Here is a 23,995-nt window from a genome sequence, read left to right on the forward strand (position 1 = left end):
AGGAGTAACAGATGGCGAACCTGCCGGAAAAAGAGAAGCTGGTGCGCAACTTTAATCGTTGCGCTAACTGGGAAGAGAAGTACCTTTACATCATTGAGCTGGGTGCAAAATTACCAGAATCCTCTGAAAGCCTGCATCAGCCTGAGTATGTCATTTCAGGCTGTCAGAGCCAGGTCTGGATCCGCATGACGCCGCAGGCGGACGGATCGATGGCGTTTGAAGGGGATAGCGACGCAGCTATTGTTAAGGGATTGATTGCAGTAGTATTTAGCCTCTATCGGGGGCTGAAGCCGCAGGAGATCCTCGAGCTGGATGTGCGCCACTGGTTTGCGGAACTGGCGCTGACTCAGCACCTGACGCCAACGCGTTCTCAGGGGCTGGAAGCGATGATCCGCGCTATCCGGCATAACGCTCAGCAGCTCTGCTAAGGTACACTCTTCAGACCCCGGTTTAGCCGGGGTCTTTTCCATCCAGAAAGAGAAACCTGCATGAAACCTGCGTTACGTTTAGCTGGTGCACTGCTGCTGTCCTGCTTTGGACTCTCTGCACCTTCAATGGCTACTGAATATCCTCTCCCTGCCGACGACAGCCGCCTGATCGGCGAAAACGTTCTGACCACTATCTCTGATAACAAACAGCCGCTGGAGAGCGTGGCAGCGCGCTACAGCACAGGACTGCTCGGCCTGCTGGAAGCAAACCCCGGCGTTGATCCCTGGCTGCCGGCGGCAGGTACGCAGATCACCGTGCCGCTGCAAATGCTGTTGCCGGATGCGCCGCGCAAAGGGATTGTGGTTAATCTGGCTGAGCTGCGCCTCTACTACTATCCGCCGGGAGAAAACCGCGTGGTGGTCTATCCAATCGGCATTGGCCAGTTAGGCGCTGCGACGCCCGATATGGTGACGCGTATCAGCCAGAAAATTCCCAACCCGACCTGGACACCGACGCCAAATATTCGCAAGCGCTATGCGAAAGAGGGCGTGACGCTGCCGGTGACGGTTCCGGCCGGCCCTGACAATCCGATGGGACTGTTCGCCCTGCGTCTGGCGTATGGCAAGGGACACTACCTGATTCACGGCACTAACGCTGACTTTGGCATCGGCATGCGCGTCAGCTCCGGCTGTATTCGCCTGCGTCCCGCTGATATTGAAGCGCTGTTCAACAGCGTCCCGGCAGGCACGCGCGTTCAGATTGTTAATCAGCCGGTGAAGTACGCCATCGAACCAGACGGTAAACGCTATATTGAGGTTCATCAGCCGCTGTCGCGCAGTGAAAAAGATGATCCGCAGACGCAGCCGCTGGTGCGCAGCACCGCTCTGAAAGCCTTTAGCCGCAGTGCGAAAAGCGACAGTGCGCTGATTGAGGAGGCGATGACGCGCCGTTCAGGTATGCCGGTGCTGGTCAGCAGCGGCGAGCCGGTTGCCGCAGAGACGGCAGAGCAGGTTGCAGCAGAGCCGCAGGGCTGAAGTCAGCCGGTCAGACAGCGCCACCGGGCGCTGGAATCAGCACAAAAAAAATGGTGCCACCAGGGCACCATTTTTCAAACCAGAACTCTTACTTACGGTAAGAGTGAGCCTGGTTGTCCAGACGCTGGTTAGCGCGAGCTGCGTCATCTTTAGCAGCCTGAACGTCAGAACGCACTGCGTTCACGTCGTTGCTCAGCTGGTCAACTTTAGCGTTCAGAGTCTGAACGTCTGAAGACAGCTGGTCGATTTTAGCGTTGCTTGAGCAACCAGCCAGCAGAGTTGAACCCAGGATTACCGCGCCCAGTACCAGTTTAGTACGTTTCATTTTATACCCTCTAGATTAAGTTAATCTCCATGTAGCGTTACAAGTATTGCACAAAGCTTTTTAAGTTGAGAATAAATTTTTGATGAGAACATGCTTAAATTTGATCGTTCGCTCAAAGAAGCAGCATCTGGCAGAATATGATGAAAATATTTAGCGAAAACAGAGGGATTTAATCGGATTAACCTTAATTCCACAACATATTGAATAGTTATTTTCGATTTGAATTTTTCTGATTATAGATTAGCGATGGAATAAAAAAAGCGCCGGTTAAGGCGCTTGTTTAAATAAAGTGTGACGTTAAATCAAATCACGTGCACGGAAGCGGTGTTAGTAGTTCCGCTTGGCACCAGGGCACCTGAAACCATCACGACCACATCACCTTTCTGCGCGTAGCCGCTTTCCAGCGCCAGCTCTTTACCAATGCGATAGAAATCATCGGTTGATTCAATGCGGGCGACCAGGCGAGTCTCGATACCTTTGCTCAGGATCAGCTGACGGGCAGTGGTCTGGTTGGTCGTCAGGGCGAGAATGGTTGCATCCGGGAAGTACTTACGTACTGATTTTGCTGATTTACCGCCCTCGGTGGCTACAACAATCAGTGGTGCTTCCAGTTTCTCTGCGGTCTCAACGGCACCACGGCAGACAGCTTCCGTAATACGCAGCTTGCGGGAATCTTTCAGCTCGTCGATGCGTGACTTCATCACGCGATCGGTACGCTCACAGATGGTGGCCATGATCGTGACCGACTCCAGCGGATAGCGGCCTTTGGCGCTCTCACCAGACAGCATCACGGCGTCAGTACCGTCAAGAATGGCGTTAGCCACGTCGCCCGCTTCAGCACGGGTAGGGCGCGGGTTTTTGATCATGGAGTCGAGCATCTGCGTAGCAGTGATGACCACTTTGCGGGCTTTGTTGCACTTTTTGATCATCATCTTCTGCGCGAAGATAACCTCTTCAACCGGGATCTCTACGCCCAGATCGCCACGCGCAACCATGATGCCGTCAGACGCTTCGAGAATTTCATCGAAGTTGTTAAGGCCTTCCTGGTTTTCGATCTTAGAGATGATCTGGATGTTTTCGCCGCCATGCGCTTTCAGATGCTCGCGGATCTCCAGCACGTCAGAGCGTTTACGAATAAACGACGCGGCGACAAAGTCCACTCCCTGCTCGCAGCCAAAAATCAGATCGCGCTTATCTTTTTCTGCCAGTGCAGGCAGCTGGATAGAGACGCCAGGCAGGTTAACGCCTTTGTTTTCGCCGAGGTCGCCGTTATTCAGCACTTCACACACTACGCTGTTTTCCGTGACTTCAGTAACGGTCATGCCAATCAGGCCATCGTCGACCAGAACCGTGTTGCCAATTTTCAGATCTTCAGTAAAACCGGCATAGGTAACAGCGACGCGTTCATGATTACCAATCACAGACTGATCGGTGGTAAAGGTAAAGGTCTGGCCCGCCTTGAGTGAAACGTCGTTGCCACCCTCCAGCTTCATGGTGCGGATTTCCGGTCCTTTGGTGTCCAGCAGAATCGCGGCCTGATGCCCCGTTTTTTCCATGACGGCACGCATATTTGCGATGCGCTGACCATGTTCGGCGTAATCACCGTGCGAGAAGTTGAGACGCATAACGTTCATGCCTGCTTCCAGCAGCTGGGTCAGCATCTCTTCTGATTCGGTTTTCGGCCCGATAGTACAAACAATCTTGGTCTTTTTCATGTCAGATATCTGTATGTTGTGATGGATGATAAAGGTCGGTATCCGATGCGCGGAGCACCGAAGTGAAAATGTGACGATTGTGGCTACGGATAATACAGAAGTAAGAATAGGTGACAGGAACTGAGCGTGCAGGGAAGTTATGCGTTGCAGAAGCAGGCCGGCAGGGCGGCGTTGCGCAAATCAGAGACATTGATGGCATAGGCACGTCAGCGCTGAAACCTTTCAGGTGAAACAACGAGCCATAGTATAATCGCTAAGTATGCGAAAACCAATATAAAAGCAGCAGGGGATATCGACCTGAATCAAGGAAAGCGACGTTGCGCAAGAAGAGGATACAGCGAAGTGGTGCGCTCTAATGGACTCGAACCATCGACCCCCACCATGTCAAGGTGGTGCTCTAACCAACTGAGCTAAGAGCGCGCAATACAGCAAACTGGTGCGTCCGAGTGGACTCGAACCACCGACCCCCACCATGTCAAGGTGGTGCTCTAACCAACTGAGCTACGGACGCACTTGGTGCGCTCTAATGGACTCGAACCATCGACCCCCACCATGTCAAGGTGGTGCTCTAACCAACTGAGCTAAGAGCGCAACACGCTGTCAGGGCGACAGCGGGGACGAATATTAACGGTACGCCGGAAACCTGGCAAGGGAAAAAAACAGAAAATCGGGACGACTGACCAGCATCTGTGCGAAGCGTCGCTTTTTTCAGCATTGCGGGCCAGATAAACGCCCGCTCAGCCACTTAGCGCGCCGCCCGCGCCAGAATAACCTCTGCAGGCAGACGCTGCATACGGCGAATACGCCAGATCATCATCGCGGCGGCAGAGGTCAGGCCCACAATAAACCCGCACCAGAATCCGGCCGGACCCAGCGCCGGAACAATCCAGTCAGTCAGCGCCAGGATATAGCCTGCCGGCAGTCCCAATACCCAGTAAGCGATCAGCGTAATGAAAAAGATCGAGCGGGTATCTTTATAACCGCGCAGGATCCCGCTGCCGATAACCTGAATCGAATCGGAGAACTGATAGATCGCAGCCAGCAGCATCAGCTGGGCAGCCAGCGTAATGACCGCAGGGTTCGCCGTATAGAGCGCGGCGATATCGTGACGGAACGTGACGGTAAACAGGGCAGTGCAGGCCGCCATGGCGATGCCCACGCCCTGACCGGTCCAGGCGGCGGTGCGTGCACCTTCCGCCGAGCCTTCACCCAGCCGGTAACCCACGCGAATCGTGGTGGCTACCCCCAGCGACAGCGGCAGGACAAACATCAGTGAGCTGAAGTTGAGCGCGATCTGGTGTCCTGCGACATTCACAATGCCCAGTGGTGAAACCAGCAGCGCCACTACGGCAAACAGCGTAACTTCAAAGAACAGCGCCAGCGCTACCGGTAACCCCAGCGAAAAGAGCCGCGTGAGAATAGCGCGCGAGGGCGCTGACCAGCGTGAGGCCATGCGAATATCGCGCATCGCCGGCATACGCCGGAGCCAGAAGCGCATAACCAGAAACATCACCCAGTAGACGGAGGCGGTTGCCACGCCGCACCCCACGCCGCCGAGACGCGGCATACCAAAGTGGCCATAAATGAAGATGTAGTTCAGCGGAATGTTGGTCAGCAGTCCGAGAAAGCCCAGCAGCATGGCGGGTTTGGTTTTAGACAGACCGTCGCACTGGTTACGCGCCACCTGGAAAAAAAGATAGCCTGGTGCGCCCCAGAGCAGCGCATGCAGGTAACCTTCCGCTTTAATGGCCAGATCGGCGTCAATGTCATGCATTGCGCGGATAAGATAGCCCGCGTTCCATAACACAACCATAATGACAAGCGAAACGGCCAGTGCCAGCCAGTACCCCTGGCGCACCTGCTCGGCAATGCGTTCACGTCGTCCGGACCCGTTGAGTTGCGCAACGGCTGGCGTCAGTGCCAGTAGCAGACCGTGACCAAAAAGAATGGCGGGAAGCCAGATAGAGGTGCCAACAGCAACGGCGGCCATATCCGTGGCGCTTACCGCACCGGCCATAACGGTATCTACAAATCCCATCGCAGTCTGGGCTACCTGAGCGAGGATCACCGGGATTGCGAGGGCCAGCAGCTGACGCGCTTCTGTTAAATACTTCTGCACGTATCACCTGTTTGATTAAGAGAAAGAGAGACTATTCCCGGCGAATGCGCGCTCAATGCAGCCAGAGCCCGCACGCGGAACAAATAATGATAACAAATTTATTTGCCTTTTATGCAACCATTGCGCATGCGCAAATTAAGTTGTGCTGGCAGGCTGTGATAAGCTAAGACAAACGCGTGGAGAGGATAGTTATGTTTACGGGTATTGTGCAGGGCGTGGCGGAAATTGTCGCCATTGAAGAGAAAGAGCTGTTTCGCACTCATACTGTACGTCTTGATGCAGCCCTGCTGCCAGGGCTGGAGCTGGGGGCGTCTGTAGCGCACAACGGCTGCTGCCTGACCGTAACGGCCATCGAAGAGGATCGGGTCAGCTTTGACCTGATTAAAGAGACGCTGCGCATTACCAATCTGGGTGCGCTGCAGGTGGGTGACAGAGTCAATATTGAGCGTGCGGCTAAATTCAGCGATGAAATTGGCGGACACCTGATGTCGGGTCATATTATGACCACCGCTGAAATCTGCAAAATTATTCAGTCGGAAAATAACCGCGAAGTCTGGTTCAGACTGCAGGATGCAGAACAGATAAAATATATTCTGCGCAAAGGCTATATCGGTATTGATGGCATCAGCCTGACGGTCGGCGATGTGACCAAAACCAAATTCTGCGTCCACCTGATCCCGGAAACGCTGGAGCGCACCACGCTGGGAAGCAAAAAGCTGGGGCATAAGGTCAATATCGAAATCGATCCGCAAACGCAGGCGATTGTGGATACCGTTGAGCGCGTTATGGCGCAGCGTGAAGCCGCCCTGATTGCCGCAGCAACAGCGCCGGCCGGACCGGCAGAATAAACTTCAGTAAAGGCGCGCAGCGCGCCTTTTTAACCTAGCGCGCAACGCGCAGCCCGCCTTCATAGCCGCGACTGAACATCACCTGCCACAGCTGAATATCCCGGGCGCGAAAGGCACCTGCACACGCATTGAGATAGTAGCTGAACATACGCTTAAAACGCTCATCATAGCGGGCAGAGAGCTGCGGCCACGCCGCCAGGAAACGCGTATGCCACGCCATAAGCGTGGTGTCATAATCGGTCCCGAAGTTGTGCCAGTCTTCCATAATAAAATAAGGCTCGCTGGCGTCCGCTATCTGTCGCACAGAGGGCAGGCAGCCGTTCGGGAAAATATATTTATCGATCCACGGATCTACCCGCATATCGGTTCTTACCGCCCCGATGGTGTGCAGCAGAAAGAGGCCGCCGGGTTTCAGGTTGCGGTTAACCACCCTGAAGTAGGTCGCATAATTTTTCGGGCCAACGTGCTCAAACATCCCGACGGAAACGATGCGGTCAAACTGCTGCTCAAGGTCGCGATAATCCTGCAGCAGTATCGTGACGTCCAGTCCGGCGCAGCGCTGCTGTGCCATCTTTTGCTGCTCCTGGGAGATAGTGACGCCATATACGCTGACACCGTAGCGGCGGGCAGCAAACTCCGCCAGCCCGCCCCAGCCGCAGCCGATATCCAGCAGAGACATGCCGGGTTCAAGCTGCAGTTTGCGGCAGATCAGATCCAGCTTGGCTTCCTGCGCCGCTTCCAGCGTTTGCGCATGAGGCCAGTAGCCGCAGGAGTACTGCATAAACGGGTCCAGCATCAGGCTGAACAGGTCATTACCCAAATCGTAGTGCGCTCTGCCGACCTGCCAGGCGCGCTTTTTTGATTGCAGATTGGTCAGCCGGGCAGCAGCGATACGCAGCGTATCCTTAAAGTGGTGCGGCAGCTGATGATCGAGATGATGTCTGAGCGCGCGATGAAAAAACATATCCAGTCGTTCACACGTCCACCACCCATCCATGTAACTTTCGCCCAGACCCAGTGAGCCTTCCTGCATCACGCGCTTAAAAAAGTCAGCATGATGAACCTGAATATCCCACGGTCGTGAACCATTAACGCGAATATCTGCCTGTTCAAGTAACTTCCGGGCAATACGAAACCACGGATTCTCTTCGGGAGTGACTGCTTCTGCACATGATGAACTCATAGCTTCTCCATCACTTTGTAAATATGACCTGGGAAACAGAAGGATCTGCATCAGGTCTGTGAAAGAACGCAGGGTGGTGCCGTGCGCAGCTAAACCACATTAACAGAGGTATGAATAGTCCGGACTCACGCAATGCGCAGCGGCCTGGCCGCACGCAGATGCTGTCCCGGAAAGACCGGGAGCGCTGTTATTGTTATGAATGTCAGAAGAGATAGCGACCCGCGGCGCGAATGCGGGCGGATCGCTCTCTGGCAAAATAGCACCAGACCGGCTTATGCGTTGTCTTCGCAGGGATGGGCGATATCGGCTGATTTAGCCGTTGCGCGCTGCCAGACGAAGCCCATCCAGGCGAGCACCACCGTACTTACCATTACCAGCGTAGTGTGATAAAGCGCCTGCTGCAAACCAGCCGAGACAATCAGGCTGGCAAGGAAGCATAAGCCAAGCTGCAGCAGATTCTGTAAACCTGCAGCTTTACCGCTGGCGTGCGGGAACGGCGCCAGCGCGCTGGCAACCACAATCGGATAGATAGCGCCGTTTGCCAGCGCCATACCGCAGAAAGGCAGCAGCAGGCCAAAAAGCGACGGCGCGGGAAGCAGCGCAACGGCAAAGAGGCTCATAATGCTCAGACTGTAAATCAGCAGCAGCCAGGGCAGCAGCTGCGCGCCCTGAAAGCGATTAAGCAGCGCACGACAGCCAAAACCGCCAATAAGGAAGGCAATCGTCTGCGGTACATAGCTGAGCCCGATATCGGCCGGGGTTAAGCCCGCGGCCGCCAGAATAAAGGGTGAACCCGTCAGCCAGGCAAAGAAGCTGGCAGAGCAGGCGGAGTAAATCAGCACGTTGCCGCTGTAGGCGCGGGTAGCGAGCAGCGTCAGCCAGCCAGGCTGATCGCCGCGCGCCGCCTGAGAGATACGCGGCGAGCGAAGTCTGAGGGTACCTGCCAGCAGCACCAGGGTAATCAGCGTCAGCACCAGGAAAATAGTGCGCCAGTGAAAATGACTCATCAGCCAGGCACCCAGCAGCGGAGCCAGAGCAGGAGAGAGCGCCACCAGCGGCATGATAGTGGCAAACACTTTATTGGCCTGCGCTTTAGGGTAGCGATCGATAACCAGCGCCTGCCAGCTCACGGCGGCGGCACAGACGCCCACAGCCTGAATAAAGCGCAGCGCCAGCATCAGCCAGACGTTGTCGGCCCATAGCATGGCCAGACAGCTCAGGGCAAAGATTGAGAGGCCCGCCAGTAAAACCGGTTTGCGGCCAATGCGGTCAGAGAGAAGTCCCCAGCCCACCTGCGCACAGGCAAAGCCCGCCAGAAACAGGCTCAGGCTGGCGCTGATAACACCCGGAGCGGTGGCAAAATCACGCTGCATGTCGCTGAATGCGGGCAGATACATATCCGTGGCGAGAAAGCCGAGCATGCTCAGCAGCGCCAGATAGGGCAGAAATCCTTTAGATGACATCACTATTTTTCTCATTCGGCAGGGAAACGCGAAGGAGTGTAAAAGGGTGCAGTCAGCTTTGTGAAACGCTAATATTTGCAGAGTGCTGTTAAATTTTTTGAAGGCAAAAATATGTGGTCTGAATATGCACTTGAGGTAGCGGATGCCGTCGCCCGCACCGGCAGTTTCAGCGCGGCAGCGCAGGAGCTGCACCGCGTGCCTTCTGCTATCAGCTATACCATCAGGCAGCTGGAGAGCTGGCTTGCCGTGGAGCTGTTTGAACGCCAGCATCGGGAGGTGGTCCTGACGCCGGCCGGCGAGCATTTTGTGCGAGAAGGCCGCTCTGTTATCAAAAAAATGCTGGCAACGCGACGCCAGTGTCAGCAGCTGGCCAACGGCTGGCGCGGCCAGCTCACTATTGCCGTTGATTGTATCGTCAAGCCGCAGCGCACGCGCCAGCTGGTGAAAGATTTCTATCGCCACTTTCCCGATATGGAGCTGATCATCAGCTATGAAGTGTTTAACGGCGTATGGGATGCGCTGGCCGATGGCCGGGTTGACGTAGCCATCGGCGCCACGCAGGCGATCCCGGTTGGCGGACGCTTTGCTTTTCAGGATATGGGCGCCCTTAACTGGCGCTGCGTGGTCAGTCCGGATCATCCACTGGCGCAGAGCGCGCATCCTGACGAAGAGGCGATGCGCGCCTGGCCGTCGCTGGTGCTGGAAGATACGTCGCGCGCGCTGCCGCGCCGTATGACCTGGACGCTGGATAATCAGCGCCGGCTGGTGGTGCCGGAGTGGGAAACCGGAATCGACTGCCTGCAGGCTGGCCTGTGCGTGGGGATGATCCCGGGACATCTGGCGCGGCCGCTACTGGATAGCGGCGCGCTGGTGGAGCTGATATTACCGCAGCCCTTTCCGGAGAGTCCCTGCTGCGTCAGCTGGGCCGAGCAGCGGGCGTCGCCAGCGCTGATCTGGCTGCTGGAATACCTGGGGGATGCTGAGACGCTAAACCATGAGTGGCTCAGCGAGCGCCACGCTTAGCGGCGATAGTCGCGAAACGGACCATCCCCGACGGAGCGACGCTCAATCAGACTGGGCTGAACTTCAATTGTTTGCGGCTCTTCACGTTTACTGGTAATGCGGTCCAGCAGCATCTCCAGCGCTTTCTCACCCAGCTGAGCTTTGGGCTGATGCACCGTCGTCAGCGCCGGCGTAAAGTAGCGGGCGTTGCGCACATTATCATAGCCGATCACCGAAATATCCTGCGGTACGCGCAGGCCCATCTCATCGGCGGCGCAGATGGCGCCCATTGCCATAATATCGCCGCCGCAGAACACAGCGGTAGGCCGCTGCTTCTGGCTCAGGATCTGCTGCATCGCCTGATAACCCGACTCCGGCTCAAAATCGCCCTGTACGATCCACTCCGCACGCACCGCGATCCCCGCTTCCTGCATCGCCTGCAGGAAGCCGGCGTGCCGTCCGCCGCCGGTATTGCGCTCCAGCTGGCCCGGAATAGCGCCAATATCGCGATGACCCCGCTCGATCAGGTAACGGCCGGCCAGATAGCCGCCCTGAAAGGCGTTATCCTGCACGGTATCGGTAAAATCCCCGCGGGAAGCGCCCCAGTCCATGACCACCATCGGAATATTGCGATTCTCTTCCAGCATCTGAAGCAGATCGTCCGGATACTCAGAGCACATCACCAGCAGGCCATCTACCCGCTTTTGCGCCATCATCGACAGATAGGCGCGCTGTTTTTGCAGGTCATTGTGCGCATTGCCCAGAATCAGCGTATAGCCCTGAGCGAAGCAGTGGTTTTCAATCGCTTCAATGATTTCAGCAAAGTAGGGGGCTTCGCTGGATGTCGCCAGCAGACCCAATGTTTTCGTGTGATTAACCTTCAGGCTGCGCGCCACGGCGCTGGGAGAGTAGTGCAGCGCTTTAATCGCCTCCCACACGGCATTACGCGTCTCTTCAGCGACAAAGCGCGTTTTATTGATGACGTGCGAAACCGTGGTCGTTGATACGCCAGCGCGTTTTGCCACATCTTTAATTGTTGCCATGAAAATGGACCTCTTAAACCTATCGCAACTTTATGATAAGTATAGTGTTAAACGTTTGCGTCTGCGCAGGGTTTTCTGCCCGGTTTCAGCATAAAAATGGCTGATTTAAGGCGAGTAATTAACCGTAACAGATAATGACAGCAGCGTGCGCAAAAGGTGTTGCGCAACGAAAGGCGGCGATTCTAGCAAGGTGAGGGGCATAAAACGAGATTTTTACCTGAGGTCAGGCGAAAATATTTAGATTACGGCAGCCGGTATGTGTTCAGGCCAAAACGCGCGCGGCGTGTTGCGCAACCGCTAACGAATGGTTTTAGGTGTCATCATGCGGCGTGCGCCAACATAGTGCTTCTGCCAGTAATCTTCACCCAGCGCGCTGATCTGAATATCCTTGCCGGTACGCGGCGACTGAATAAATTTGCCGTTACCCAGATAAACGCCAACATGATCGGCTGTACCGCGATTATTGATGCGGAAAAACACCAGATCCCCTTTCTCCAGCATTTCGCGCTTGATGGGAGCGGCATCGCGCAGATGATACATTTCGTTGGCCGTGCGCGGCAGTTTGAAACGGACCAGATCTTTGTAGGCGTACCAGACCAGGCCACTGCAATCGAATCCGGTAAGCGGAGAGGTGCCACCCCACTGATAAGGTTTGCCCAGCTGGCCCATAAGTTTAGTCATGGCGGTTTCACGCGCCTTCTGGTAGCGCAGACGGTGGGATTTGCTGAGCCTGATACCGGTCAGCGCATCGGTACTCTCTTCCGCGGCTGCTATTTTCCGGCTGGTACGCTGATGACCATATTTTTTGCTGGCGGAGAGGGCGGGCGCTTTTTTACGGGCGGTACGGGAAGTCGCAGGCGGTTCTGCGTGCAGGCTTTTTTTCGATTTAACTTTTTGTACGGGCGTGACGCGTGTTTTTTTAGCCGAGGTTTTAACCGGACGTCGTTTGCGGCGCTCATCGTCGCGCGCACTCTTTTTCTCCGCTTTCTGCAGGCTGGCGTTAACCGGCTTGTGCGGTGAAGCAGCGGCCACGTTAAAAAACAGCTGAGCAAAAGCCAGTATGAAAAGCGTAATCAGTAAACGCATAGTCCGGTTACAGGTTCGGCAGGCTGCAGAAGCAGACCGCGGCAATATTAGAAAATTCTGATCAGCGATCAGCGCCGGATTGATTCTAATCCACTTTTTTTACAAAAGGTAAGGTCTTTTTTATTAAATCCATCAACACAAGGGCTGTGCAGCAAAAATGAGCGGTTTCAGGCGGTTAACGCAGCATATTTATTGCTAATCGTGTATTAATACACACTTCGTCATACGCCCGTGGCGGCAAACTTAACAAACATGGCGATTCATGCCGCAGCGAGGCAAATTCCCGATTTCAGTCGCGGGATGAAGTCGCTACAATAAACAAACACGAAGTGAAGAATTAAGGAAGGCAAAAATGAGTACTGTTGAAAAAATTCAGCGCCAGATCGCAGAAAACCCGATCCTGCTGTATATGAAAGGATCGCCAAAACTGCCAAGCTGCGGCTTCTCAGCTCAGGCTGTTCAGGCGCTCTCTGCCTGTGGCGAACGCTTCGCGTATGTTGATATCCTGCAGAATCCTGATATCCGTGCTGAACTGCCAAAATACGCTAACTGGCCAACCTTCCCGCAGCTGTGGGTGGATGGGGAGCTGGTCGGCGGCTGCGACATCATCGTTGAGATGTTCCAGCGCGGTGAACTTCAGCCGCTGATCAAAGAAACCGCTGAGAAACACAAAGAAGCGGAATAAATTAAAAGGCCGGCGCTGTGCCGGCCTTTTTCATTCTCTTACTCTGCCGCGCTTTCGCCTGACGCTTCGCTCTCTGCCTCAGCGTCATTTAGCGCCAGCGGCCAGCCACCTAAACGTTTCCAGCGGTTTACCAGCTCGCAAAACAGCATTGCCGTCTGCTCTGTATCATAAAGCGCCGAGTGCGCCTGCGTGCTGTCAAAATCGATACCTGCCGCCTTGCACGCTTTTGCCAGCACCGTCTGTCCCAGCACCAGCCCGCTCAGCGCCGCCGTATCAAAGGTGGCAAACGGATGAAAGGGGTTGCGTTTCAGGCTGGCGCGCTCAGCCGCCGCCGTAACGAAGCTGTGATCAAAGTTGGCATTATGCGCCACAATAATCGCCCGGTTGCAGCCGCTCTCTTTAAGCCCTTTGCGCACCTGTTTAAAGATGGCGTGCAGCGCTTCATATTCGCTCACTGCGCCGCGCAGCGGGTTCGCAGGATCGATACCGGTAAACGCCAGCGCTTCAGGATGAAGAAGGGCACCTGCAAAGGGTTCAATGTGAAAATGCTGGGTTTCGTCACGCTGCAGCCAGCCATCCTCATCCATTTTCAGGGTCGTGGCGGCAATCTCCAGCAGCGCATCAGTCTGCGCATTAAAACCGGCGGTTTCGACATCGATAACTACCGGATAAAAGCCGCGAAAGCGTTGGTTAAGGGCGTTCTGGGCGTTCGATTCAGACATCAGGATCTCATAGCAGTGAAAAGGGCAGCGCGCATTATGGCAAAAAAGGCGGGAGGGTGCAGCAGATGAGAAAAACCAGCCCGCAAATTTGCGGGCTGGCGTCAGGCATCAGTTACCAAGGCCATTACCGGCATGCTTGTTTTCAATCAGCTCAATTTTATAGCCATCGGGATCTTCAACAAACGCAATAATCGTGCTGCCACCTTTAACCGGGCCCGCCTCACGGGTTACGTTGCCGCCCGCGCTACGGATGCGCTCGCAGGTTGCGGCGACATCGTCTACGCCCAGCGCGATGTGACCATAAGCGTTCCCAAGGTCATATTTTTCCGTACCCCAGTTATAGGTCAGCTCAATGACCGCACCTTCGCTCTCTTCGGTGTAGCCAACAAATGCCAGAGTATATTTATATTCTGCATTTTCACTCTGACGCAGCACGCGCATACCCAGTACGCGGGTATAGAAGTCAATTGAGCGTTGCAGATCGCCAACGCGTAACATGGTGTGAAGTAAACGCATAACATCCTCTTTTTTAACATGGTCAGATTTTGACGCAGAAACAGTACAAGTATAGCGGGTGACGGGGCTGCCGCATCGTTATGCGGCAGCTGCCGGTTACAGCGTCGGGTAGTCGATGTAACCTTCCGCACCGCCGCCGTAGAAACTCTCCGGGCGCTGCGGGTTAAGCGGAGCATCCTGCTGCAGGCGGGCAACCAGGTCCGGGTTGGCAATAAAGTCGCGGCCAAACGCCACGGCATCAATCAGGCCGCGCGCGATCAAATCATCCGCTTTTTCCACGCTGTAGGCGCCGGCACCGATGATCACACCGGGGAAAGCCGTGCGGACTTTTTCGCGGAACGCATCAGTGTAAGGTTTGCCACCCGCCCAGTCTGGCTCAGAAAGGTGCAGATAGGCCAGGCCGCGTTTGCCCAGTTCACTGATATACCAGAGCGCAGCTTCCTCTTCGTCCGGGCCATTTTCCAGGTTCTGGAACGCCCCGACAGGTGAAACGCGGATCCCGACGCGATCGGCAGACCAGTTGGCGATCGCTGCATCCACAACTTCCAGCGCAAAGCGGCCGCGCTTTTCAATCGAGCCGCCATACTCGTCGTCGCGCTTGTTTGAGTCAGGCGACAGGAACTGGTGCATCAGATAGCCGTGCGCTGAGTGCAGCTCAAGCAGGTCAAAGCCAGCCTCGCGGGCATTGGCTGCAGCCTGGCCGAAATCCTGCACAATCTGTTTAATTTCATCGACGGTCAGTTCGCGCGGCACGGAGGTCTCTTCGCGATACACGCTGCCGTCAGCGGCGCGCAGCGAGGTACGGGTACCGGCTGGCAGGGCAGAAGGCGCAACCGGTGCATTGCCTTCTGGCTGCACGCTGTAATGTGAAATGCGGCCGGTATGCCACAGCTGGACCGCAACGTGGCCCTGAGCAGCGTGAATGCCTTCGTTGATCATCTTCCATGCATCAATCTGCTGCTGCGTATGCAGGCCTGGTGCGCCCGCATAGCCTTTAGCCTGAAAAGAGACCTGCGTCGCTTCAGTAATAATCAGGCCCGCTCCGGCACGCTGCTGGTAGTACTCAGCCATCATCGGCGTGGGAACATCACCCGGCTCAATGCTGCGCAGCCGCGTCAGCGGTGCCATGAATACGCGGTTAGGAACGGTAACTGCACCCACTTTCAGCGGGGAAAATAGCTGTTTGCTCGCCATAGTAATTCCTCTATTAGACCGGTCGTCTATAAACATCTGTTTTAAAAATGCGGGCCGTTAAGCCACTGTTCGATAGTGCTGAGTGCCAGATTAATCGGATCTGGTTCGCGGGAAATTTTGCTCTGCAGACTGGCGCCCAGCCAGAGCAGATAGCAACGCTGCGCAAGCTGCACCGGAGTCTGATTAAATAGCAGCGGCTGTTCAGCCGCAGCCTCGGTCAGGCAGTGTGCGTAAGCGGCAATAATGGCGCTGGCGCCGCGCTGCAGCGCATCGCGCATCGGCTCTGAGAGATCGCATACCTCAGCCGACAGCTTGACGCCCAGGCAGCCCATAATAAGCCCCTGCTCAGCAAACAGCTGCCGGCCTGAACGAAAATGCGCCAGCAGCCGCTGACGTGCAGGCAGGGATGGCAGCGTCAGCTGCTGATTGATCTGCTGCAGATAATTGACGAAATAGCGCTCCAGCAGCGCAACGCCAAACGCCTCTTTAGAGCGGAAATAGTAATAGAAGGACCCTTTCGGCACGGCCGCCAGCGTGAGTACTTCGTTAAGTCCCATTCCGGTAAAGCCGCGCTGCAGACAAACCTGCTCGCCGGTAGCGAGCAGGTGTTCACGGGTTTCATTACGTTGCACACTTTTATTCATGAGCAAAAGCCTAGTAGACCAGTCGGTCTAATGCAAGCGTCAGCTTTTCTGCTGGCACGATTTGATCATATCCAGCTGCGGCTGATAAACCTGCGTCCGGATGTCAAACAGGCCCAGCAGCGTATGAAACAGGTTATCCTGGGAGACCGGTTGCGTTGCGGCCTGCCGCCGCAGACAGCTTTCATCCAGATGAAACGCGCTGGCATAGCCGGGTGAGAACCACATCAGCAGCGGAATATGCGTCTGCTGTGACGGGGCGAGCATCCAGGGCGCGCCGTGCAGGTACATACCGTGTTCGCCCAGCGACTCACCATGATCCGAAAGATAAACCAGCGCCACGTTAAAGCGGTCGCTCAGCGCTTTTAGCTTGTCGATAGTCTGGCTAAGCATGCTGTCGGTATAAAGCAGGGTATTGTCATAGGTGTTGACCAGCGCCTGCGGATCGCAATCCTGAATCTGATTACTGTCGCAGGTGGGTGTAAAACGACGGAACGCAGCCGGATAGCGCAGATAGTAGGCCGGGCCGTGGCTTCCCATCTGATGCAGCACGATCACGCTGTCGTTATGTAAACTGTCAACGTAGTTATCGAAGCGGTGCAGCAGCACGTCATCGAGGCAGAATCCGCTATGGCAGTATTGCGGTAACGACCACTGCGTCATGTCAGTGTGCGGCACGCGGTCGCAGGCGCCTTTACAGCCACCATCATTCTCGCGCCACAATACGCTGACTCCGGCGTGCGCCAGCACATCCAGTACGCCCTCCTGGTGATGTGCCAGGTCAGCATCGTAATGCTCGCGCGGCATCACCGAGAACATGCAGGGTACAGAAACCGCCGTCTCGGTGCCGCAGGAGGTCGCATGCGGATAGTAAATCACCTGCTGCTTCTGCAGCTCCGGATTGGTCTGGCGCGCATAGCCGCCCAGCGAAAAGTTCTCCGCGCGTGCCGTTTCTCCCACAACCAGCACCACCAGGGTTTTTTTAGCTGCCTGCGCGATCAGCGGGCCTTTGCGGGCATCCTGCCCGATTTTAATCAGCGCCTGGCTGCCCTGCAGATAGCGCTTATCGACATAATGGCCAGCACCGCTAATCACATTGGCTGGCGTGATCATTTTTACCAGCCCTTTGTTGTTACGGATCAGCGACGCATAATCTTTGTAGAACAGGGCAGCCATCAGCAGGATCACCAACAGCGCCCCCAGCGCTCCCGCCAGCCGCTGCAGGATGCTCCACCACCAGCGCTGACTGCGCCTGACGCGCACGAAGACGATAAGCAGCACCGGCAGCAACCCCATCAGCAGCATCCAGACCAGCCAGCGCGGGCTTACCAGCGCACCCGCCTCCTGTACGCTGGATTCAAAGACGTTGGCCACCATATTGGTGTCGATTACCGTCCCAAAGCTGAACATAAAGTAGCTGGCTGCTGCACTGATCAGTACCAGTACGATCAGCAGTGGCTTGCGAACCCATGGCCAGGCAAACAGGCAAAACAGAAGATAAAATGCGGCCGTCAGCACGACCGGCATGCTGGCAGCAAAAAGGTAGTCGTGCAGACGGGTATAGGTGATGATTTTCCACGCCTGTTGCAGAAACAGCGCGTTCAGAATCAGCGCGAACAGCAGGGCAGCCAGCAGATTAAACCGGTTTTCGTGACACTGTAACTTAATGGCAGGTTTCATTGAGGTTCATTATCAAGTCAGAATGGACGCACAGTAGAGAAGAAATCTGAGGATAACCTTAAACGCACTTCAGATGACGTTATTGTTAAAGTTAAATAACACTTATTGATTAGATCAGAGAGCCGGGCAGGTACGCTTTCTTTTAGCACCGCAGCTTGCAGTTCACGCGGAAACTGTTATCACTATGTTATCCAGTAGCGAATCAGAGGCAGATGTGGCTGAACAACTCGAGTTTTTCCCGGTACCCAGCCCCTGTCGCGGCATCTGTCAGACCGATGCGCGCGGCTATTGTCGCGGCTGCCTGCGAAGTCGTGAAGAGCGTTTTAACTGGATGCGCTTCAGCGATGCGCAGAAGCGTGAAGTGCTAAGGCTGTGCCGGCAGCGCTATCTGCGCCTGCAGCGTCAGCAAAAACCGGATGCGGATCAGGATCCGCAGCAGCCCTCGCTGTTTTAAACGCCGCTTCTGTCCTCATTTCGTTATACTCCCTTTTTTAACATTCAATGCAGGGAGTTTTGTTATGTTACAACCACAGGCTATCTCCCCTCAGGGGCCGGCGTTCTCTCCTCTGGTGGTCGGCTACTGGCGGTTAATGGAGTGGGGGATGACACCACAGCAGCTGGTCTCATTCATTGAGTATCATCTCTCCCTCGGGCTGACCACGGTCGATCATGCGGATATCTACGGTGACTATCAGTGCGAGGCGGCGTTTGGCGCTGCGCTGCGCCTGGCGCCACAGCTGCGCGAACAGCTGCAGATTGTGACTAAGTGCGGCATCGCAACGCGGGCCAAACCTGAGCATCAGATCGGACACTACATCACCGATGCCAGCCACATTCTTCGCAGTGCGGAAAACTCGCTCACGCATTTTGCGACTGACTACCTCGACCTGCTGCTGATCCATCGTCCCGATCCGCTAATGGATGCCGATGAAGTGGCCGAAGCGTTTATGCAGCTGCACCAGAGCGGTAAAGTGCGTCATTTTGGCGTCTCAAATTTTACCCCGGCGCAGTTTTCGCTGCTGCAGTCGCGCCTGCCGTTTACGCTGGTGACCAACCAGCTGGAGATCTCGCCGCTGGAGCAGACCGCGCTGCTGGATGGCACGCTCGATCAGTGTCAGCAGGCGCGGATGCGTCCTATGGCGTGGTCCTGCCTCGGCGGCGGCCGTCTGTTCAGCGATCCACACTACCAGCCGCTGCGCGACGAGCTGAGCCAGGTTCAGCGGGAGATCGGTGCGGCCACGATTGAGCAGGTGGTCTATGCCTGGATTATGATGCTGCCATCCCGGCCACTGCCGATCATCGGCTCCGGTAAAACCGGCCGCATCGGTCAGGCGGCAGAGGCGGCTGCGCTGACGCTTAATCGCCAGCAGTGGTTCCGTATCCGTAAAGCCGCGCTCGGCTACGATGTGCCCTGAAGCGTAAAGCTTCGTCAAACTGCAGCAGCGCGGGCAAAAAGCGTCCAGACTTATCGGGTCTATCAACCGTAAGGAGACGTTAGGAAAAGAACGCTTATTGCTCTTATTACGCTGGCCTGTTCGGCCGGTGCCAGCGCTGCTTCTCAGGAGGTCACGCTGCATCAGGTTTCCACCCAGGGCGTCGGCGAGGCCGTAGGTAAAGTGACCATTACGGAAACGGACTACGGTTTGCAATTTACCCCGGCGTTATCCGGTATGAAACCGGGCATCCATGGTTTCCATGTGCATGCTAAAGGCAGCTGTGAACCTGGCGAGTCGCAGGGGAAAACCGTGGCAGCCGGCGCTGCGGGTGGCCATCTTGATCCGCAGAACAGCGGCAAACATCTCGGTCCTTATGCCGACGGGCACCTCGGCGATCTGCCGGCCCTCTATGTTACAGATGACGGCAAAGCCAGCTATCCGGTGGTTGCACCGCGTCTGAAATCGCTCAGTGATATTAAAGGTAAGGCGCTGATGGTTCACGTGGGCGGTGATAACCATGCCGATCATCCTGAACCGCTGGGAGGCGGAGGGGCGCGTCTTGCCTGTGGCGTAATCTGATCAACCGCGGGTAGCGCAGCAAGGGCTGCCCGCTGCAATAAAATTCTGACACCGTTTAATGCTACTCAGGACGATTATTCCGCTCTATCATAGCGATACAGTCAGGGAACCACTCAGGGGCAGGAATGAAAAGCTTAGGGATAGTGCTGCTGGCACTGTTACTTGCAGGGTGCGATCGGCCCAGGGATACGCAGCTGCGTCTCGACGCCAGCCGTCAGCTGCAGCGCAATATAGATACCAGTCCGCTGCGCGCCAGCTGCGAGCATATCGCCCGCGGCCGGGAGTGGCTGACGCCGCACAGCGTGCAGCAGCTGGAAAAGCACCATTGCCAGAACGTGCTGCGTAGCGCCAGCGAAACCAATTTCCTCAATACGGCGATCTATACGCAGACTATCCCGGTGGTCTGCGGCTCAATTCAGGGGCGCAGCTTTACCGGAACCACGCTGACCCGCCGCTTTATCTACTCTTATGATGAAAAAGCGCTGGTGATCAGGCCGGAGAGCGAACAGGATAAAAGCCGGTTTGAAGATCGTAAAACGCTGGCGCAGCTGCAAACCGATTTTCAGAATCAGTGGGCAAAATATTGCCGGTAATTACTCCGGCAGCGCTTGCTGCAGCTGAGCCAGCGCACAGCGAAGCTGCCATAACATGCCTGCCAGCGTATTTGCTTCACCGCTGACCTCTGAACCGAGCCGGGATATCTGTTTATCAAGCGCCTGCAGCGTCTGCTCCAGGGCGCGATGCTGCACGCCGCGCCGGCTCATGATCGGGTGCAGATCCTGAATACTCTGGTCGCGCAGCTGCGCCAGCGCGCTATCCGCAGGCTGCCACTGGCGCAGCTGCCAGACAATATGCGAGCAGTTCAGCAGAACAACGCCCCAGCGCAGCAGCCAGAGACGGGCCTGCGCATCGCGGCTCTGCGTCAGCTGGCCGATATGATGATAGATATGTGATTCAAAACGATATTCGCTCAGGCGTGGTCGTCTGCGCAGCTGGTCGAGAAAAGCGTAACGAATAGCGTGGATATAACGGCGGCTGCGGCGCATATCAGAACCCGGCCGCAGCAGCTGAAAGGCCATCCACGCCAGCAACACGCCGCACACCTTTGCCAGGTTGTCATTAATGAAACGCTGAAAATCCCACTCAGGCGGATTGGTGACGGCGATAAACGATCCCATGAACACAATGAACTGCCCCCACAGCGCCGCCCGTTTTTTCTGCTGTAACCTGAAGAGCTGCAGCGTCAGCAGTAGCGGAAAAAGCACGGCTAAAAACCCGCCCAGCGCATTGATCTGCACCATCAATCCATACTGAAACAGAAAACTGAACAGCGACAGCCAGAGCAGAGTACGCAGCAGCAGCAGAACGCTGCCGCCGGGCGAAGGGGCTGAGGCGTAAAGTACGCTGGCGATAGCCGTCAGCGTCAGCGCTGCGGCACCAGATTCCCAGCGGGTAACAATCCAGAAAGCACAGCCCAGCATAATAACGGTAAACGTGCGCAGGGCGCTCCAGGCCGCCTCAACGCTGTCAGCTTCACGCGACAGTGCCGGAACGCGCGGTGGCTGAAAACGGACGCCGGTTTCGGGGTGCTGCAGCAGACGGATCCAGCGCTGCACGTCCAGCCAGAGGCGGCAGAAGGTATGCAGACGCGTGACAAAAGCGCGCTGACGAAAATCACCGCTGTCAGGCGGCGTCACGCGGCTCAGGATGCGCGCGATGCAATATTTATCGCACTGCGGCCGGGTAAGCTGCTCCAGCACCTGCGCTAACGCCTCCTGCACGTCGTCCGGTGCATCGGGCCAGTTGAGCAGCATACGGCGCAGGCCTGAGAGCATGCTGGTCAGCCGCAGCTGCTGGTGGAGCACATAGTTCAGCACGCTATTCTGCCGGCGGTAGCGGTAATGGCTCCAGAATGCCTGAATGCGCAGCAGATTCATGGTCAGAATTTCACTGATAACCTGCTCATGAGCAAGATGGGCTGTTTCGCCGCGCTCCTGCAGCAGCAAACGTGCGTGCTGCAGCAGACGCTGATGCATCTGCTGCAGCGAGCGCATCAGATGGCTGCCATCTGAGGTAGCGGGCAGCAGCATCAGCATTATGCCCGCACAGAGAATACCGGTGATGACTTCACAGACGCGCGCCTGGGTAATCGTCCAGAGCTCAGCCGTGTCGCTGACGTTAACGCTGCTGAACGCGATGATAGCGGCGGTGTAGCCAGCGAGGGAAAAAGCGTAAGCGACATTGTTTTGATAATGGCTGGCGATCCAGGTGCAGAGCGCCAGCCAGCTGGCCATAAAAAAAGCAAACAGCCATGGCTCATTTAGCGTGTGACCGGCAATCAGCAGCGCGGCGAGCGCGCCGGTAAGGCTGCCGGCGATCCGCCCCAGGCTTTTACTGATTGCACCCCCCAGTCCGGGAAAGCTCACGACCGCCGCCGACGTCATCGCCCAGTAGGGCTCATCCAGCTGCAGCAGATACGCCATAGTCAGGGCCAGGCACATCGCCAGGCTAATGCGCAGGGCGCTCCGCCATTCACCGCGTGTGGCTCTGATCCAGGGCAGGTTATGCCACGCCAGCCAGTGCAGTTTCATGCTCGCCTCAGTGCGCAACAGAGATGGTACAGGTGGTGCCCGCAACCAGCCGGACATTAGCGGGCAGCTGCGTCAGCCGGATACGTACCGGTACCCGCTGCGCCAGCCGCACCCAGGGAACATTGGGTTTGATATCCGGCACCAGGCCGCTGTCGGTCGCTACGCTCTGGTCGTAGATAGCGCTGCCGATGCTTTCTACTTCTCCCTGCAGCCGGGTGCCATCGCTATAGAGCGCAATTCGCGCTGCGGCACCAGGCTGGATATGGCGCAGTTTAGTCTCTTCAAAATAGCCCACGACATACCATGAATGACTGTCAACCAGTGCAAACAGCGGTGTTCCCGCCGTCGCATAGTTGCCAGGACGCAGCGTCAGATTGGTTATCCAGCCATCGGTGGGAGCCGTCAGTGTGGTCTGCTGCAGATTCCAGCGCGCCTGATCCAGCGTCGCCTGCGCCGCTTTCTCCGTAGCGGCAGCCGCTTCAGCGGTTAGCTGAGCGATATCCCGATCTTCTGCTGAAATAACATTACGCGGCAGTTCTGCCCGCCGCCGCGCTTCATGCTGCGCTTTTGCCAGATCGCTCTGTGCTTTCGCCAGCTGTGCTTCAGCGCTCGCTACCGCGATTTGCCACGGTTTTGCATCAAGCTCAAGCAGCACGTCGCCTTTGTGTACGCGCTGATTGTCCCGCACCCGCAGCTGAGTAATGCGGCCGGAGATCTCAGGCGTCACATCAACCAGTTCAGCGCGCACTTTGCCGTCGCGTGTCCAGGGCGCCTGCATGTAGGTATTCCACATCCACCAGGCGGCCAGCAGCGCCAGCGCAAAAACAATCAGGGTCGAGAAATATTTCAGGGGATTAAAGGTCATGGTCGGTTATCCATATTGCACCAGCCACAGCGCGGCTGACACGCAAAGCACAAACAGTGAGAGATCCAGCAGAGTGGGGTGCCAGATATCACCGGCATAGAGCCGGTCGCGCAGCAGAGGATGGATCAGCAGCCAGAAAAAAAAGCCGAGCAGCACGGCCTTAAACAGCGGCGGAAACAGCAGTGAGGCACCAAAGACCAGATCGGTCAGGGGCGCTGCTGCAGGAAAATCAGGGGTGGGCATGTGTCATCATCCTTTGTTGACTCAGGCAATGTCATGATAAGCGTAGCGATATCCACTACGTCTGGCCTGCTATTTGTATTTTGTCCTGTAAACTCGCAAAATAGTGTAAAATCTGGCTTGATAGCTAGCAAGCTAATTATAAGGAGATGAAATGGATACGCCACTTGGAACCGACCTGTCGCGCCTGGTGCGCATCTGGCGCGCGTTAATCGATCAGCGCCTGAAGCCGCTGGAGCTGACACAAACGCACTGGGTGACTTTGCATAATATTCATCAACTTCCGCCAGAACAGTCGCAGATCCAGCTGGCTAAAGCGATCGGTATTGAGCAGCCTTCGCTGGTGCGCACGCTGGATCAGCTGGAAGAGAAGGGACTGATCACCCGCTCCACCTGCGCAAACGATCGGCGGACGAAACGCATCAGGCTGACCAAAGAAGCCGCACCGATTATCGGGCAGGTAGAGCACGTTATTGATGCAACCCGCGACGATATCCTGGCTGGCATCAGCGCCGAAGAGATCAATCAGATGGTCACGCTGATTGCGCGGCTTGAGAAAAATATTCTCGAATTACAGCATCGCGAAAAATAAAAAACCG

At 56.1% G+C, this 23,995-nt stretch carries 25 protein-coding genes and 3 tRNA genes; 10 read left to right on the plus strand and 18 right to left on the minus strand.

From position 1 onward, the window contains the following. The first annotated feature begins 11 nt into the window (after nt 1–11). Both sufE and LAC65_RS06840 read left to right on the plus strand, forming a co-directional pair. Entirely contained in the window at nt 12–428 is a 417-nt protein-coding gene (gene sufE, locus LAC65_RS06835; protein ID WP_203025458.1) for a cysteine desulfuration protein SufE, read from the plus strand. A gap of 60 nt (nt 429–488) precedes the next feature. Next, nucleotides 489–1,463, plus strand: a complete 975-nt coding sequence (locus LAC65_RS06840; protein WP_039384113.1) for a L,D-transpeptidase family protein — start codon at nt 489–491, stop codon at nt 1,461–1,463. Between the two features lie 88 nt (nt 1,464–1,551). Here LAC65_RS06840 and LAC65_RS06845 read toward each other — a convergent pair whose 3' ends face one another. The 6 genes from LAC65_RS06845 to LAC65_RS06870 all read right to left on the minus strand — a co-directional run bounded on the left by LAC65_RS06845 (nt 1,552) and on the right by LAC65_RS06870 (nt 5,622). After that, complete coding sequence (locus LAC65_RS06845; protein WP_039384115.1) at nt 1,552–1,788, minus strand: major outer membrane lipoprotein; 237 nt, start codon at nt 1,786–1,788, stop codon at nt 1,552–1,554. 302 nt (nt 1,789–2,090) lie between these two features. Continuing rightward, on the minus strand, nt 2,091–3,503 hold the full coding sequence (gene pykF / locus LAC65_RS06850; RefSeq protein WP_039384119.1) for a pyruvate kinase PykF: 1,413 nt from the start codon (nt 3,501–3,503) through the stop codon (nt 2,091–2,093). Nucleotides 3,504–3,846: 343 nt separating this feature from the next. Next, a tRNA-Val gene (locus LAC65_RS06855) sits at nt 3,847–3,923 on the minus strand. A gap of 14 nt (nt 3,924–3,937) precedes the next feature. Continuing rightward, a tRNA-Val gene (locus tag LAC65_RS06860) sits at nt 3,938–4,014 on the minus strand. 3 nt (nt 4,015–4,017) lie between these two features. Beyond that, nucleotides 4,018–4,094: transfer RNA gene (locus tag LAC65_RS06865), tRNA-Val, on the minus strand. Between the two features lie 154 nt (nt 4,095–4,248). Then, entirely contained in the window at nt 4,249–5,622 is a 1,374-nt protein-coding gene (locus tag LAC65_RS06870) for an MATE family efflux transporter (RefSeq protein ID WP_039384121.1), read from the minus strand. A 191-nt stretch (nt 5,623–5,813) separates the two neighbouring features. On the opposite strand from LAC65_RS06870, the gene LAC65_RS06875 reads away from it, so the two are divergent. Then, nucleotides 5,814–6,470, plus strand: a complete 657-nt coding sequence (locus tag LAC65_RS06875) for a riboflavin synthase (protein WP_039384122.1) — start codon at nt 5,814–5,816, stop codon at nt 6,468–6,470. A 34-nt stretch (nt 6,471–6,504) separates the two neighbouring features. On the opposite strand, the gene cfa is transcribed toward LAC65_RS06875, so the two are convergent. Both cfa and punC read right to left on the minus strand, forming a co-directional pair. Beyond that, nucleotides 6,505–7,653 (minus strand): cyclopropane fatty acyl phospholipid synthase, encoded by a 1,149-nt coding sequence (cfa, locus tag LAC65_RS06880; protein ID WP_039384125.1) that lies wholly within the window; start codon nt 7,651–7,653, stop codon nt 6,505–6,507. A gap of 272 nt (nt 7,654–7,925) precedes the next feature. Beyond that, nucleotides 7,926–9,119, minus strand: a complete 1,194-nt coding sequence (punC, locus tag LAC65_RS06885; protein ID WP_039384127.1) for a purine nucleoside transporter PunC — start codon at nt 9,117–9,119, stop codon at nt 7,926–7,928. 108 nt (nt 9,120–9,227) lie between these two features. Between punC and punR the strand changes: the two genes are divergently transcribed. Further along, on the plus strand, nt 9,228–10,139 hold the full coding sequence (punR, locus tag LAC65_RS06890) for a DNA-binding transcriptional activator PunR (RefSeq protein WP_039385823.1): 912 nt from the start codon (nt 9,228–9,230) through the stop codon (nt 10,137–10,139). On the opposite strand, the gene purR is transcribed toward punR, so the two are convergent. Then, on the minus strand, nt 10,136–11,161 hold the full coding sequence (gene purR, locus LAC65_RS06895; protein WP_039384130.1) for an HTH-type transcriptional repressor PurR: 1,026 nt from the start codon (nt 11,159–11,161) through the stop codon (nt 10,136–10,138). The two genes, punR and purR, sit on opposite strands and share 4 nt — an antisense overlap. A 297-nt stretch (nt 11,162–11,458) precedes the next feature. Further along, nucleotides 11,459–12,247, minus strand: a complete 789-nt coding sequence (locus LAC65_RS06900) for a C40 family peptidase (protein WP_039384133.1) — start codon at nt 12,245–12,247, stop codon at nt 11,459–11,461. A 352-nt stretch (nt 12,248–12,599) separates the two neighbouring features. Between LAC65_RS06900 and LAC65_RS06905 the strand changes: the two genes are divergently transcribed. Continuing rightward, nucleotides 12,600–12,932, plus strand: a complete 333-nt coding sequence (locus LAC65_RS06905) for a Grx4 family monothiol glutaredoxin (protein WP_021506217.1) — start codon at nt 12,600–12,602, stop codon at nt 12,930–12,932. Between the two features lie 38 nt (nt 12,933–12,970). On the opposite strand, the gene rnt is transcribed toward LAC65_RS06905, so the two are convergent. The 5 genes from rnt to eptA form a co-directional block, all read right to left on the minus strand. Continuing rightward, nucleotides 12,971–13,654 carry a ribonuclease T gene (rnt, locus tag LAC65_RS06910; RefSeq protein WP_039384135.1) on the minus strand — a complete coding sequence of 228 codons (684 nt, stop codon included), beginning with the start codon at nt 13,652–13,654 and terminating at the stop codon, nt 12,971–12,973. A 108-nt stretch (nt 13,655–13,762) separates the two neighbouring features. Then, a complete protein-coding gene (gene gloA, locus LAC65_RS06915) occupies nt 13,763–14,170 on the minus strand; it encodes a lactoylglutathione lyase (protein ID WP_039384137.1) in 408 nt (135 codons plus the stop codon). Between the two features lie 96 nt (nt 14,171–14,266). Then, nucleotides 14,267–15,364 (minus strand): alkene reductase, encoded by a 1,098-nt coding sequence (gene nemA, locus LAC65_RS06920; RefSeq protein WP_039384139.1) that lies wholly within the window; start codon nt 15,362–15,364, stop codon nt 14,267–14,269. 41 nt (nt 15,365–15,405) lie between these two features. Further along, nucleotides 15,406–16,008, minus strand: a complete 603-nt coding sequence (locus tag LAC65_RS06925; protein ID WP_039384141.1) for a TetR/AcrR family transcriptional regulator — start codon at nt 16,006–16,008, stop codon at nt 15,406–15,408. Between the two features lie 39 nt (nt 16,009–16,047). After that, a complete protein-coding gene (gene eptA, locus LAC65_RS06930) occupies nt 16,048–17,685 on the minus strand; it encodes a phosphoethanolamine transferase EptA (RefSeq protein WP_039384144.1) in 1,638 nt (545 codons plus the stop codon). A gap of 184 nt (nt 17,686–17,869) precedes the next feature. Between eptA and LAC65_RS06935 the strand changes: the two genes are divergently transcribed. The 4 genes from LAC65_RS06935 to LAC65_RS06950 all read left to right on the plus strand — a co-directional run bounded on the left by LAC65_RS06935 (nt 17,870) and on the right by LAC65_RS06950 (nt 20,293). After that, on the plus strand, nt 17,870–18,139 hold the full coding sequence (locus LAC65_RS06935; RefSeq protein ID WP_162287178.1) for a DUF1289 domain-containing protein: 270 nt from the start codon (nt 17,870–17,872) through the stop codon (nt 18,137–18,139). Nucleotides 18,140–18,203: 64 nt separating this feature from the next. Continuing rightward, nucleotides 18,204–19,100, plus strand: coding sequence for an aldo/keto reductase (locus LAC65_RS06940; protein ID WP_039384145.1), 897 nt, complete (start codon nt 18,204–18,206; stop codon nt 19,098–19,100). Nucleotides 19,101–19,196: 96 nt separating this feature from the next. Next, nucleotides 19,197–19,700: a superoxide dismutase family protein gene (gene sodC / locus LAC65_RS06945; protein ID WP_224144858.1), complete on the plus strand. Its 504-nt coding sequence runs from the start codon at nt 19,197–19,199 to the stop codon at nt 19,698–19,700. Nucleotides 19,701–19,825: 125 nt separating this feature from the next. After that, nucleotides 19,826–20,293 carry a hypothetical protein gene (locus LAC65_RS06950; RefSeq protein WP_039384148.1) on the plus strand — a complete coding sequence of 156 codons (468 nt, stop codon included), beginning with the start codon at nt 19,826–19,828 and terminating at the stop codon, nt 20,291–20,293. Here the strand turns inward: LAC65_RS06950 and LAC65_RS06955 are convergent, their stop codons facing one another. From LAC65_RS06955 to LAC65_RS06965, 3 genes are read right to left on the minus strand one after another with little or no spacing between them, the layout of a single operon-like run. Further along, the gene (locus LAC65_RS06955) at nt 20,294–22,291 is read right to left on the minus strand and encodes an FUSC family protein (RefSeq protein WP_039384151.1); all 1,998 of its coding nucleotides are present in this window, start codon (nt 22,289–22,291) and stop codon (nt 20,294–20,296) included. A 7-nt stretch (nt 22,292–22,298) separates the two neighbouring features. Beyond that, nucleotides 22,299–23,156 (minus strand): efflux RND transporter periplasmic adaptor subunit, encoded by an 858-nt coding sequence (locus tag LAC65_RS06960; protein ID WP_039384152.1) that lies wholly within the window; start codon nt 23,154–23,156, stop codon nt 22,299–22,301. Nucleotides 23,157–23,162: 6 nt separating this feature from the next. Continuing rightward, on the minus strand, nt 23,163–23,399 hold the full coding sequence (locus tag LAC65_RS06965) for a DUF1656 domain-containing protein (protein WP_039384154.1): 237 nt from the start codon (nt 23,397–23,399) through the stop codon (nt 23,163–23,165). Nucleotides 23,400–23,550: 151 nt separating this feature from the next. Between LAC65_RS06965 and slyA the strand changes: the two genes are divergently transcribed. Further along, nucleotides 23,551–23,988 (plus strand): transcriptional regulator SlyA, encoded by a 438-nt coding sequence (gene slyA / locus LAC65_RS06970; RefSeq protein ID WP_224144849.1) that lies wholly within the window; start codon nt 23,551–23,553, stop codon nt 23,986–23,988. Nucleotides 23,989–23,995 lie beyond the last annotated feature (7 nt).

Source organism: Pantoea eucrina (assembly GCF_020079945.1).
GTDB lineage: Bacteria > Pseudomonadota > Gammaproteobacteria > Enterobacterales > Enterobacteriaceae > Pantoea > Pantoea eucrina.